The sequence below is a fragment of the Streptomyces sp. AA4 genome (genome assembly GCF_000158875.1).
Lineage (GTDB): Bacteria > Actinomycetota > Actinomycetes > Mycobacteriales > Pseudonocardiaceae > Amycolatopsis.
The window spans coordinates 5,439,478-5,453,556 of the sequence record NZ_GG657746.1; the positions used below are offsets into that span (position 1 = coordinate 5,439,478).

General features: G+C 71.4%; 5 protein-coding genes and 1 pseudogene. All 6 read left to right on the forward strand.

Annotated elements, in window-relative coordinates:
- Positions 1-2,649, forward strand: a pseudogene (locus SSMG_RS42580) (hypothetical protein); the annotation flags it as partial.
- A complete protein-coding gene (eccCa, locus tag SSMG_RS24915; RefSeq protein ID WP_050788272.1) occupies positions 2,646-6,662 on the forward strand; it encodes a type VII secretion protein EccCa in 4,017 nt (1,338 codons plus the stop codon). The pseudogene SSMG_RS42580 and the gene eccCa, both read left to right, overlap by 4 nt.
- Complete coding sequence (eccD, locus tag SSMG_RS24920) at positions 6,659-8,044, forward strand: type VII secretion integral membrane protein EccD (RefSeq protein ID WP_009080588.1); 1,386 nt, start codon at positions 6,659-6,661, stop codon at positions 8,042-8,044. The genes eccCa and eccD overlap by 4 nt, the downstream gene beginning before the upstream one ends.
- Positions 8,045-8,065: 21 nt before the next feature.
- On the forward strand, positions 8,066-8,293 hold the full coding sequence (locus SSMG_RS24925) for a type VII secretion protein EccB (RefSeq protein WP_009080590.1): 228 nt from the start codon (positions 8,066-8,068) through the stop codon (positions 8,291-8,293).
- Positions 8,294-8,892: 599 nt separating this feature from the next.
- Positions 8,893-10,779, forward strand: coding sequence for a hypothetical protein (locus SSMG_RS24930; RefSeq protein WP_009080591.1), 1,887 nt, complete (start codon positions 8,893-8,895; stop codon positions 10,777-10,779).
- A gap of 19 nt (positions 10,780-10,798) precedes the next feature.
- The gene (locus SSMG_RS24935; protein WP_009080592.1) at positions 10,799-14,074 is read left to right on the forward strand and encodes a right-handed parallel beta-helix repeat-containing protein; all 3,276 of its coding nucleotides are present in this window, start codon (positions 10,799-10,801) and stop codon (positions 14,072-14,074) included.
- The last annotated feature ends 5 nt before the right edge of the window (positions 14,075-14,079 follow it).

Here is a 14,079-nt window from a genome sequence, read left to right on the forward strand (position 1 = left end):
GGCGGGAACGGCACGCCACCGCCGCTGAAGAACGCCCTCGTGACACCTCCGCCCGGCGACCTCAACGGACCCGGCGGGAACGGCACGCCACCGCCGCTGAACCCTGCCTCCATTCCGCCGCCGCCCAACGGGGTCGGCGGGAACAATGCGAAGCCGCCGTCGGTCAAGCCGCCGGCCATTCCCGCGCCTCCGGGGGACCGTACGGAGGTTCCGCCGCCTCCGGGCGCGCCGGGCGGGAACAACCTCAAGTCGCCGTCGATCCCGCCGCCGCCCGGGGCCTCGGGCAACAACCTGGGCGGGCACGTCGACCCGCCCTCGATCCCCGCCCCGCCGGGAAGTTCCGGCGGGTCCGGGCACGTCAACCCGCCTTCCATTCCGGCCCCGCCGGGAAGCTCGGGCGGGTCCGGACACGTGAACCCGCCGTCGATCCCGGCCCCGCCGGGCGAGTCCGGCGGTCACCTGGCGAACAACGCCCTCAACCCGGCGCACCTGCCGCCGGGCCTGAACACCCCTCCGGGCAACCAGACCCCGGGCGGCAGCGGCATCCCGATGATGCCGCCCGGAGGCATGGGCGGAGGCGGCGGGCTGAACCCGCCGTCCGCGGAACGTCCGGATTCTTCCGGGTTGCTCGGCAACATCAAGAAACCGTGGATCAGCCCCCCGCCGGAGGGCATCGGCAACCCCGACGCCCACGGCGACACACCACCGCTCCACTCCGCCAAGTGGGCCCCGCCGCCCGGCGCGAGCGATAACGGACCCGGCGGGCTCAGCAACAACCTCAGCGGCCCAGGCGAAAGCGGCCCGGGCGCGATCAAGGGCCTCAGCGAGAGCGACCTGCCGAAACTGCCGGACCCCGTCGGCAATCACGAGCAGCTCCCCGGCGGCGGCACCCCGCCGATGGTCCCGCCGGGCGGGATGGGCGGCGGCAGCGGACTCAACACACCCGCCGCCGAACGACCGGACTCCTCCGGACTGCTCGGCAACATCAAAAAACCCTGGATCAGCTCCCCGCCGGAGGGCATCGGCAACCCTGATGCGCACGGCGAGACACCACCGCTTCACTCCGCCAAGTGGGCCCCGCCGCCTGGTGCGAGCGGCAACGGCGCGCTCGGCGACGGCGTCAGCGGCCCGGGCGGCGGAGAGCCAGTCGGACCGGGGGTGAAGGGACTCGGCGAGAGCGACCTGCCGAAACTGCCGGATCCCGTCGGCAACCACGAGCAGCTTCCGGCCTCGGGAACGCCGCCGATGGTCCCGCCCGGCGGCATGGGCGGCGGCAGCGGACTCAACACACCCGCCGCCGAACGACCGGACTCCTCCGGACTGCTCGGCAACATCAAAAAACCCTGGATCAGCCCCCCGCCGGACGGCATCGGCAACCCCGACGCCCACGGCGACACACCACCCCTCCACGCCGCCAAGTGGGCCCCGCCGCCCGGTGGAAACGGCAACGGCGCGCTCGGCGACGGCGTCGGCGGCCCGGGCGGCGGAGAGCCAGTCGGACCGGGGGTGAAGGGACTCGGCGAGAGCGACCTGCCGAAACTGCCGGATCCCGTCGGCAACCACGAGCAGCTTCCGGCCTCGGGAACGCCGCCGATGGTCCCGCCCGGCGGCATGGGCGGCGGCAGCGGACTCAACACACCCGCCGCGGAACGTCCGGATTCGGCTGGGCTGCTCGGCAATGTGCAGGAGCCGTGGACCGCGGACTTGCCGGACGGCATCGGCGACCCGAGCGCGTTCGGGGAGACGCCGCCGAGCGAATCGGCGGAATGGGCGAAAGACACTCCCACATTCGCGCCCGGCGGCGGGACGAACCCGACCATCGCCGGACTGCCCGGCAACATCCAAGAGCCCCGGACAGCCACCCCGACAGTCGGCGTCGGAAGCCCCGGCGCGCAAAGCGAAACCCCGCCGAGCACCGGGGCGAAGAACCACCAGATCCCAAGCCCTGGCCTGCCCATGGTCCCGCCCGGCGGCGCGGGCGGCGGAGCGAACACCCCCGCCGCCGAACGACCCGACTCCGCCGGGCTGCTCGGCGACGTCCAAACACCCTGGGCAGCGACCACACCGACCGGCGTCGGAGATCCCAGCGCACCAGGCGAAACCCCGCCGAGCGCGTCGGCTGAGTGGGCTCCGGTGAACACCGCCGCGGGCAACGGTGTGAAAGCCCCCGACTCCGCGGGGAAGCGCAGCGAAACTCAGCCGTCCGTCCTGGCCACGCTGGAGTCAAGGCAGACGAGCACCGGAAACCCCGAAGACGTCCGGATCGCCGTCGTCCAGCCGCTCGACCACGAGGACACCTCGGCCTGGGACGTCGGCACCGCCGATTTCCTCCCCGCCCTCCTGCCGGTCACCACGAAAGCCGAGGACCGAGCGCAGGAAATCACCACCGACCACGTCCAGCGCAGCGACGAACCCTGGCGTCCGGACGAAGCGCTGGCCACCTACCAGCGAGTCCGCGGCGGGCCGGCCGAGTTCGTCCCCGACGAGTTGCCCACCTGCGGCGACGCTCCCGAACCCCTGGAGCCCGAACCGGAGACGGCAGAACCCGAGGAAGAAGAAGAGGAACGCACCATGGCCGATCTGCTCCGGCAGGACGATTCGGCCTGGGGCGAGCCCGCGCGCCGCGGCACGCCGGGGGTGCTCGAATGAGTACGGAAACCGTCAAGCGGGGGCCGCGCGCGGCCGGTCCGGAAATGCCTGAGGGGCAAGAAGAACTGCAGGAACCGCCCGTCATGGCGGAACCGGCGGCGCGCGATTTCAACTCGCTGCTGATGATGCTGCCGATGGCCATCGGGTCGCTGGTGATGGTGCTGGCGTTCTCCGGAGTCGCGGGCAGTTCGCCGTTCACCTACGTGATCGGCGGCGGCATGGGCGTGTCCATGATCGCGATGAGCCTCGGGCAGCTGTCCCGCGCGGCCGCCGAGCGCAAGCGCAAGATGCAGGCCGAACGGCGGGATTACCTGCGCTACCTAGGCCAGATCCGGGAGCGGGCGCGTTCGACCGCCGAGGACCAGCGGCACGCGGTGGCCTGGAACAACCCGGCCCCGGATTCGCTGTGGTCGCTCGCGATGGGGCCGCGGCTGTGGGAACGCCGGATCAGCCACGAGGACTTCGCGCGGGTGCGGATCGGGCTCGGCACGCAGCAGTCGGCGCTGGAACTGGTGCCGCCGGTGACCAAGCCGATCGAGGACCTCGAACCGCTGTCGGCGATTTCGCTGCGCCGGTTCACCGAGACCTACCGCACGCTGTCCGGCATCCCGACCGCGGTGGGGCTGCGGAGCTTCACCAGCGTCGAGTTCGACGGCGATCCAGAGGCGGCAGTCGCGCTGGTCCGGGCGATGCTCGCGCAGCTGGTCGCCTTTCATTCGCCGGACGAACTGCGGCTCGCGGTGCTCACCACCGAGGCCGCGCAGGCGCAGTGGGACTGGGTGAAGTGGTTGCCGCACAACAACCATCCGACCCTGCGCGACGCGGCGGGCCCGCTGCGGCTGCTCGCCGCCGACCACGACGAGCTGATGGACCTCCTCGGCCCGGACGTGGCCGATCGCGACGACCACGACAAGACCGTCGGGCCGACGACGACCGAACCGTTCGTGGTGATCGTCGCGCATCTGGCGACGATCCCGGAGTCCTCCCGGCTGGTCGGCGCGGGCCTGCGCAACGTGGTGCTGCTCGACGTCACCGGCTCGCTCCCCGGCGGCCCCAAGGTGCTGCGACTGACCACAAAGGACGATCTGGTCGAGTTCCCGGCGGGCAGCGGCGTGGGTTCGGCGACCCGCGACGAGCTTTCGGTGACCCAGGTCGAAGGGCTCGCGCGGCTGCTCGCGCCGAAGCGGACCAGCGGCACCCTCGAGATCGCCGACCAGCCGCTGGAAAGCGACTTCGGCCTGACCGCGCTGCTCGGCATCAAGGACGTGCACACGTTCGACATCCCGGCCCAGTGGCGGCCGCGAACGGCGCAGCGGGCGCGGATGTCGGTGCCGATCGGCGTGACCGAGGACGGCGAGATCGTCGAGCTGGACCTGAAGGAATCGGCGCAGGGCGGCATGGGCCCGCACGGGATGCTGATCGGCGCGACCGGGTCCGGCAAGTCGGAACTCCTGCGCACGCTCGTGCTCGGGCTGGCCGCGACGCATTCGTCGGAGATCCTGAACTTCGTGCTCGTCGACTTCAAGGGCGGCGCGACGTTCCTCGGGATGGACCGGCTGCCGCACACCTCGGCGACGATCACCAACCTCGCCGACGAACTGCCGCTGGTCGACCGCATGCAGGACTCGCTCAACGGCGAAATGGTGCGGCGGCAGGAACAACTGCGCGCGAGCGGCTACCCGTCGCTGTACGAATACGAAAAGGCGCGCGCGGCCGGCGAACAGCTGGCCCCGATGCCGACGCTGTTCCTGGTCGTGGACGAGTTCTCCGAACTGCTGAGCGCGAAACCGGAGTTCATGGAGCTGTTCGTCTCCGTCGGACGGCTGGGCCGCAGCCTCGGCGTGCACCTCCTGCTCGCCTCGCAGCGGCTCGACGAAGGCCGCATCCACCGCGTCGAAGGCCACCTCTCGTACCGGATCGCGCTGCGCACGTTCTCCTCGATGGAGTCCCGCAGCGTGATCGGCGCGGGCAGCGCCTACGAACTGCCGCCGGAGCCGGGCAACGGCTACCTGAAGATCGACACCACGAACCTGGTGCGGTTCAAGGCCGCCTACGTCTCCGGTCCGGTCCCCGCGGGCAACGGCGAGAACTCCGCGGTGGCGGCCGCGAGGGCCAGCCGGGAGGTCGTCCCGTTCCGCACCGAGGCCCATCCGGCGAAGCTGATCGTCCGCGACGACGAACCGGAACCGGCCGAGAAACAGTCCGATGTGGACGCATTGGAGGCCGCCGTGCCGGGCGGGCCGACGCTCGCCGACGCGTTCATCGACCGGCTGGCCGGCGCGGGCCCGGCGGCGCGCCAGGTGTGGCTGCCGCCGCTGGCCGAATCGCCGAGCCTGGACTCGCTGCTGCCGAGCGTCACGCCGGACCCGGTGCGCGGGATGGCGGTGGCCGACCCGGCGCACTGGGGCAGGCTCCGGGTGCCGATGGGGATGATCGACCGGCCGTTCGAGCAGGTCCGCGAGCTGCTGACGGCGGACCTGTCGTCGGCGGCCGGGCACGTCGCGGTGGTCGGCGGGCCGAAGACCGGCAAGTCGACGCTGCTGCGCACGCTCGTCCTGGCCCTCGCGATGACGCACACCCCGCAGGAGGTCCAGTTCTACGGGCTGGACTTCGGCGGCGGCGGGATCATGTCGCTGTCCGGGCTGCCGCACGTCGGCTCGGTCGCCACCCGGCTCGAACGCGACCGCGTCGTGCGGACCATCGAGGAGATCTCGCAGGTCATGGAGGGCCGCGAGACGCTGTTCTCCGAGCACGGCATCGAATCGATGGACTCCTACCGCGCGTTGCGCCGCAGCGGCCGGATCGAGGATCCGTTCGGCGACGTCTTCCTGGTGGTCGACGGCTGGTACAGCCTCAAGAACGACTACAGCGACCTGGAGCAGAAGATCGGCGAGCTGGCCTCGCGCGGGCTGTCCTTCGGCGTGCACGTGGTGATCGGCGCGACCCGCTGGTCGGAGATCCGGCCGTACCTGCGCGACCTGCTGCAGACGCGGTTCGAACTGCGGCTCGGCGACCCGATGGAGTCGGAAATCGGTTCCCGCAAAGCGAAAACGGTGCCGAACCAGCCGGGCCGCGGCCTGACCCCGGACGGTCTGCACTTCCTCGCCGGGCTGCCGCGGATGGACGGCAGCGGGAACACCGACGACCTCGCGGCGGCGGCCAAGGCGGTCGCCGAAGAGGTCCGCCTGTTCTGGCCGGGCGCGCCGGCCCCGGCAGTACGGCTGCTGCCCGCGAAACTGCCGATGGCTCAGCTGCCCGCGCCGGACGGCGACCTGCGGATCGCGCTCGGCCAGGACGAACAGCGACTGCTGCCGGTGTGGCACGATTTCGCGGCCACTCCGCACCTGCTCGCCTTCGGCGACAACGAAACCGGCAAGACCAACCTGCTGCGGGTCGTCCTGCGTTCGGTGCTCAGCCGCTACTCGCCGAGCGAGGCGAAGATCGTGCTGGCCGACCCGAGCCGCCAGCTGGACGCCGAAGTGCCCGAGGCGTACCGCGTCGGGTACGCGACCACCACCGAGGCGCTGCAGGAACTGGCCCAGCAGGCCAGCGTTTCGCTCACTCCGCGGGTCCCGGACCAGACCATCACCGCGGACCGGCTCAAGCGCCGCGACTGGTGGACCGGCCCGCGGCTGTTCTTCGTGGTCGACGACTACCAGCTGCTGACCAGCGGCATGGGCTCGCCGCTGGAGCCGCTGTTGTCGTTGCTGTCGCAGGGTTCCTACATCGGGTTCCACCTGATCCTCAGCCGCAGCACGTCCGGCGCGATGCGCGCGCTGAGCGACTCGGTGGTCCGCCGGATCTGGGAGCTCGGCAGCCCGGGCGTGGTCTTCTCCTATCCCAAGGAGGAGGGCAAATTCCTCGGCGAGGCGGCCCCGCGCCAGCTGCCCGCCGGCCGCGCGCAGCTCGTCACCCGCCGCGGCGTGAAGCTCGTGCAGACCGCGATCGCGGAAGAAGACCGGACCGGCGAGGGCTGGTCCTCCCTCGCGACGACCGAAAGGGGCGTGCGATGACCGCGTCGACCGGCGAACTGTGCCGGATCACCGTGTACGGGCCGCAGGGCCGGGCGGACCTGGCGGTGCCGATGTCCGTCCCGCTGACCAGCCTCCTTCCGGTGCTGCTGGAGCACACCGGCGGCCGCGACGACCTCGGCGAGGCCTGGGTGCTGCAGCGGCTCGGCGAGGAGCCGCTGGACGCGTCGGGCACCCCGGAGTCGCTGGACTGGAAGGAAGGCGAGGAATTCCACCTGCGCCCTCGCACGGACCCGTTGCCGGAACTGGATTTCGACGACATCGCGGACGGCATGGCCACCGCGGTGAGCCGCCGTCCCGGCCGCTGGCGTCCGGAGTTCAACCGCGGCCTGTTCCTCGGGTTCGCGATCTTCTCCCTCGTGGTGCTCGCCCGGGTGCTGCTGTACCCGGGTTCGGCCGGGCTGACCGCGATCGGCGGCGGCGTGGTGTCGCTCGGGCTGCTCGTCGCGGCCGTGGCGACCGGGGTGCGTTCGGACGACAAGGCGCTGCTGACGTTGCTCGGGCTCGGCGGGTGCGGGTTCGCGTTCCTCGCCGGCGCGGTCGCGGTGGCCGGGCTCGAGCCGGCGTTCGACCTGCAGGGCACGCCGATTCTGACCGGCTGCCTGACTTTCGCGCTGGCCGGCGGTCTCGTGCTCGGCGGGCGGGCCGCGTGGGCGCACGCCATCCCGTTCGTGCCGTTCGGCGCGGCGGCCGCGACCGGGCTGGCCGGCGCGCTCTCGCTGTGGCTGCACCTCGGCGCCGGGTTCACCGCCGAACAGGCGGCCGGGCTCGTGTCGTTCGTGCTGGTCGGGCTGATGGTGTTCGCGCCGCGGATCGGCATCCGGTTCGCCCGCATCCGCGGTCCGCAGCTGCCGCGTTCGGCCGGGGAACTGCAGTACGACATCGAGCCGATGCCCGCCGCGCAGATGGTGCACCAGACCGGATACGCCGACGGCTACCTCACCATCGCCTGCCTCGCCGCCACGGCCGTTTTCACCGGCTGCTTCCCGTTCCTGGTCGGCCGCGGGCTGTTCACGACCGTCCTCGGCGGGCTGGTGTCGGCGGCGGTGCTGATGCGGTCGCGGGCGCTGCTCGGCGTCTGGCAGCGGGTTCCGCTCGCCGTCGCCGGGGCGATCGGCCTGGTGCTGCTCGGGCTGTCGCTGATCCAGCCGCTGCCCGTCGCGTGGCGCGGCGCCTGTCTCGCCGGGCTGTGCCTGGTGTTCTTCCTGCTCCTGCTGGCGATGCTGCGCCCGCCGCCGCGGCGGCTGCTGCCGATCTGGGGGCATCTGGCGAACTGGCTGGAAACGCTGAGCGCGGTGGCGATGATCCCGATCCTCCTGCAGCTGTTCGGGGTCTACGCGTGGGCCGTCGGGCTCACCGCTTGAGCGAGAAGGAGAGGTGTCCTGGTGCAGACGCAGAAGGATCACGTCGAGGCGTATTCGTTCCTGATCGGGCGGATGACGTCGGCGCTGGTGCTCGGCGACGCGAGCCACCTCGACGTGCCCGCCCGGCGGGCCTGGGTCGGGCTGCTGGTCGGGCTCGTGCTCGGTCTGCTGATCGCGGTCGGGTTCTTCGTGTACGGGCTGATCGCGCACCACACCGGCGCGGCTCCGGCCGTCGGCCGCCGAGTCTGAGAAGGAGGCAGCCATGGAGCTTTCGCTGATCCGGCGCGGCGACCGCGCTCTGGAGAAGAAGACCGTGGGCAACGCGCTGGTCGTGCATCTCGCCGAGGGGATGACCGGCGAGGCGCAGTCGCTCGCGCTCGGCGTCGCGGCCGATCCCGAGCACGACCTGGTGGTCGTGGACCTGCCGGTGGACTCGCCGATCGCGATGTGGGAATCGGTGGCCAGGGCGCTCCCCCGGCGCCGCCGCGGGGTGCGGCTGGTGATCGGCGGGCGTTCGCGCGAGACCACCGCGCTGGCCGGGCAGTGGCTGGCCGAGCGGATCAACCGCCCGGTGCTCGCGCCGGACGGTTCGGTGATCCCGAGCGCGGGCGGCGCGTTGTTCGTCCACGCCGGGCGCGGCGGCGGCTGGGTGCGCTTCCGTCCCGGCCGCCCGCCGGCCTGGGAGGCGAAGCGGTTTCCGCGCCCGGGCCTGGGATTCCGGGATCGCCGCCGAGCTGACCCCGACGAGTTCGCGGGGCGTCGCCGAGCCTCTCCCGGGCGGTCTGTGGGTCCGCCCGGTCGGTTTCGACGCTCCCCAGCGGCACCACCGCACGGCGTTGATCTCGCGGATGCCCGCGCAGCACGACACCATGACGATCGTGCTGGGCTGCCCCGGCTGCCCGCCGCTGGCGTTGGACGACGCGGCCCGGCTGTGGGTCCAGCTGCCGGAGAAGGTGCGGGCCAAGGCGCGGTTCGTGCAGTACGGCCCGATGTCGGTGCCCGGCGAGGTCGCGATCGGACAGGCGCTGGCCGATCTGCTCGGCAAGCCGGTCGCGTTCTACGCGGGCGTGCCGGTCGGTTCGCCGCAGCTGCCGACCCTGCGGACTGTACGGTACGACGGGCGGCTCGGCTGGCGTCCGTTCACCACGGAACTCGGCTACGAACCGCGCACGGGCGACGAAACGCCGTTGCCCGAACTGCTTTCGCACCGTCCGCCGATCCACGGGCTCGACCAGGTCTCTCCCGCGGTGTACTGGTATTCGCCGGACGCGGTGGTCGAGGTCGTGCAGTCGGGCCTGCTGGTGCGTCCGCCGCAGGACGGTCCCTCGTCGGCCGCGGTCCGGGAGATCAGCCTCGACGCCGCGGTGCACAATCTGACTTTCGACGCGGCGGACGAGGGCTCGGCGTCGCGGATGCGGTTGCTGGCGGAGGATTTGCTGGCGCGACTGGACGAGGAGACGCGGCGGATGAGCCGGGTGCTGCCCGCTGCCGCGCTGCTGGCGGAGCGGGCGCGGCCGCGGGTGGCGGCGCGGGCGTTGGACGCGATCGAATCCGGGCATCCGGCGCCGGTGGCGGCCGCGGCTCCTCCGGCGGCGTATCTCCCTGCGGCTCCGGCGGCGTTGGGGATTGCCGCGCCGACGGAGGTTCCCGGGGCAATCGCTGCTCCCGTCGCTGCTCCTGCTCCCGTTGCCGCTCCTGTCGCTGCGCCCGTTGATGCTCCGGTCGCCGAGCCGGTTGCTGCTCCGGTGAAGACCGAAACCCCGGCCGCTCCCTCGGCCAAGGTCGCCGCGCCTCCTCGGGCGGCGAAGCCGATCTCGCACCTCGCTCCGGCTGAGGTCGCCCCGGCCAAGCCGGTGGAACCGCCGGTCGCCGCCGCGGCTCCGGTCCAGGACCGGCCGAAGCCCGCGAAAGCCCCGGCGGAGCTGCGCTTCCAGGAAACCCCCAGCTCGGAAGCGACCGCCCTGCTGCCCAAACGCGGTGCGGACAAGGAACGCCAGTGGCTGCGCAAATCGCTCGGCGCGGAATACGGCCTGATGTCGAACACCGTCGCGCGGATCCTGTCCGAGCACCCGGGGTTCCAAGGCGTGCTGTCGATCTCGTCTTCGGCCGAGGTGCTGACCGACGCGGTGGCCGTGCAGCTTTACCTGTCCCCCAAGGGATCCACCATCGACGCCGGACTGCGGCGCGGCGCGAACGGCCCGCACGTCCCGGTCGCCCGGTGCGTCGTGGCCGGACTGAGCAGGCTGCCCTCGCACCGCGGTCCGGCGACCTTCGCCGCCGAGCTGCCGCCGTCCGCGTGGCCGCTGCTCGACGGGCGCAAAGTACTGACCGAATGGGGTTTCCTCAACGCGCTGACCCGGCCTTCGTCCACTGTGGACGGAGAAACGGACGTGCTGGTGTGGTCGATCACCGGACGGCGCACCAAATTGCTGGAACCGAACGAGGGCGGTGTCGAAAACCGGGTGCTGTTCGTGCCGGGGACCAGTTTCAAGGTGCTGGAAACCCGTAAGCCGGCCGCGGGCGAGCGCGGCGCGGTGCTGCTGCGGGAGCTGACCGCGAGCGAGATCGACGAGACCGGGCGGGTCGCGAACGACCGGGCGTCGCTGGACGAGCTGGCCGTGAACTCGCTCCGGCAGACGCTGCAGACGTGGGCGGAAGCGGGCGAGGACCTGGTCCGGGCCGTGATGGACGAGCAGGCGGCGGAGCGGTTCGGGGCGCTCCCGGGCCTGGCGTGAGTGCGGAGAGGCGGAGACGATGAACCGACAGCTGCTCGTGGTCGGCGGCGACCGGCCGGGTGCCTTCGGGACCATCGGCGCGGCGCTGGCGCAGGCGCGGCCGGGGGCGACGATCAGCGTGCATCCGGGCCGGTACGAGGAAAACCTCGTGGTGGACCGGATGGTGTCGCTGGTGGCCGAACCCGGCACGGTGGAGATCGTGGCGAACACCGGGAGCGTGCTCGTCGCGAACGCCGAGGCGGTGCAGCTCAGCGGTTTCGTCCTGACCGGCCTCGACGACCAGTTGGTCACAGTGGACGTCGTCCGCGGCGAGGCAGCGCTCGACGGCTGCCGACTGTCCGGCACTTCCTGGGCGACGCTGCTGGCCCGGCTGGAGGGCTCGCTCGCGCTGCGGGGCTGCACGGTGACCAGCACCGGCGGTGCCGGGGTCGTGGTCGCCTCGCCGGTGCAATCGGCCATTGAGGACACTGAGATCGTCGATGCCGCGTCGTCCGGCGTGGTGGTGGCCGAGACGGGATCGGTGCTGCTGCGCCGCTGCGTGGTGCGGGGCGCGGCGGGCAACGGGGTGTGCGTCAACGGTGAAGCGGGCGCGATTGTCGAGCAGTGCGAGATTGTCGGCGCGCAGAAACCGGCGATGGTCGTGGAACAGCAAGGACGCGCGACGATCACCGGGTTGACCGTGCGGGACAGCGCGAACGTCGACCTGTACGTGACCAGCAAAGGCCGGGTTTCGGTGGCGTCGTCGCAGTTCCGGTCGGCGCCGATGCAGGCCGCGCATATCGCGGCGTCTGCCGAGCCGTTGCTCCGCGACTGCGTCTTCGCCGGGGCGGGCGCGAACGCGGTGCAGGCGACCGGAACCTCCGCGCCGCAGTTCGTGGACTGCACGTTTGAAGGCTCGCCGGTCACGATCCTGGTGGACGACCAAGCGCGGCCGCGGTTCGAACGCGCGACCGTGCGGGGTTCGACGCACACCGCGATGTCGGTCAGCGCGGACTCGGCGGTGTCGGTCGGCGGGCTGCGGATGACGCCGGACAGCGGGGTCGGGATAGTCCTTTCCGGACAGTCCACCTTGGACCTCGCGGACGCCTCCATTGGGGCCGGACGGGAAAGCGGAGTGCAGGTCACCGAGGCCGCCCGGTTGACCGTGACCGATCTCCGGGTCGATTCGACGGCCGACCAGGCGGTTTCGTTCGCGGCTAACGCGGCGTCGTCGGCGAAGTCGGTGCAGGTGCGCGGCGGCGGTTTGCACCTTTCCGGGACTGTGGAAATCTCCTTGCAGGACTGCGAGATCATTGATTCCCCGGGTGACGGAATCACCGTGGGTTCGCCGCTGACCGCTTCCCGCTGCCGGGTGCGCAATGCGCGAGGAAGCGGCGTGTACGTCGCTGCGCGGGCGTCCTTTACCGAATGCGAAATCCTCGGAGCGGGCGGGGACGGCTTCCACGTGGAAACGACTGAGCCGGTCAGCATCCGCGATTGCGTGGTCAACGACGCCTCGGGCGAACTCGTCAGCGGGGAGCACGCGGACGTGGACCGCTTGAGCACCGACTCCGCTCGTTCGGCCGAGCCGGTGTCCCCCGCGCCGCCGGGCGAGTTCGCTGAGCAGACCGTGAGCGAGGCCGCCGGGGAGGTGCTCGAAGGCCCGCTGGGCGAACTGGAGGCGCTGGTCGGGCTCGCCGGGGTAAAAAAAGAAGTCACCGGCCTGATCAACCTGATCAAGATGTCGCAGATGCGCGAGCGGATGGGCCTGCCGATGCCGCCGATGTCGCGGCATCTGGTGTTCGCGGGCCCGCCCGGCACCGGCAAGACGACCGTCGCCCGGCTGTACGGCACGGTGCTCGCCGAACTCGGCATCCTGTCGAAGGGGCACATGATCGAGGTCGCCCGCCAGGACCTGGTCGGCCAGTACATCGGGTCGACCGCGATCAAGACGACCGAGGTCGTGGAAAAGGCCGTCGGCGGGGTGCTGTTCATCGACGAGGCGTACACGCTGAGCGCGCCGACCGGCGGTTCCGGCCCCGACTTCGGGCAGGAGGCCATCGACGCGCTGATGAAGATCATGGAGGACCAGCGGGATTCGCTGGTGGTGATCGTCGCGGGCTATTCCGAGCAGATGGAACAGTTCCTGCAGTCGAACCCCGGCCTCGCGTCGCGGTTCACGCGCACCATCGAATTCCCGAACTACAGCGTCGACGAACTCGTCACCATCACGACCGGGCTGACGCGCAAGCATTACTACGAAATGACCGACGACGCGCTGGCCGCGCTGCGCGAGTATTTCGAGCGGGTGCCGAAGAATTCGACGTTCGGCAACGGTCGCGTCGCGCGCAAGCTGTTCGAGGCGATGGTGAACAACCAGGCGTCGCGGCTGGCCTTGTATCCGCCGTCCAAAGACATCGAACTGAACCGCCTCACCGCCGACGATCTTCAGGCCGAACTGGCGCAACTGCCTTCTGCCGCGAAGTCAACGGTTTCGGTCACCGCCGATCCGGCCGCCGCGGTTTCGACCAGCACGGGCTGGAAACGGCTCAGCGGGCTGGTCGGGCAGAAATCGGTGCGAGAGAACGCCGAACGACTGCTGCTCAAACTCGGCCGCCTCACTCACGAACGGCAACCACTGGGCCACCAGGCCAATCTGGTGATCACCGGCAAACGCGGCACCGGACGGTCGGAGTACGCGAGACTGTACGCGCAAATCCTCTCCGAATTCCGCATGGCCCCGATGGGACAGCTCGTGCACCGTCACCTCGCCGAAGAACTGTCGCCGCAATGGCCCGGCCAAGCCGAACACCTCGTCCGGGCGGCAGTGGAAGACGCTTCCGGCGGCACGCTGGTCGTCGACCTGGACGGCGAATGGGACACCTCGCCGCACACTCCCGGCATCGAAGCCTTGGAAGCACTGTCCGAAATGATCGCCCGCCGTCCGGCCGACCCGGTCGTGGTGTTCACCGGAGAAAGCGACCGCGTCGGCGAATTGCTCGCCCAATTGCCCACCCTGCGCGACGCCTTCCCGTACGGCTGGCAACTCGGCGAGTACACAGTGGACGAACTGGCCGAGATCGCCGTGCGGCTGCTGGTCCGCCGCGGCCACGAGGTCCCCGACGACGTCCGCGACGCACTCGCCCACGAGCTGTCCGCCGCCGCCGACCACACCGCCTACGCCGCGCACGAACTCGCCCGCACGCTGTCGGCCGCCGCCGCGTCCCGCACCCTCGCCGCCGCCGACCTGCGCGGCATCCGCCCGCCCGACACCGGTGCCATGGCCCTCGGGCCCGGCCTGGCCTCGGTCGGCTGACCCCT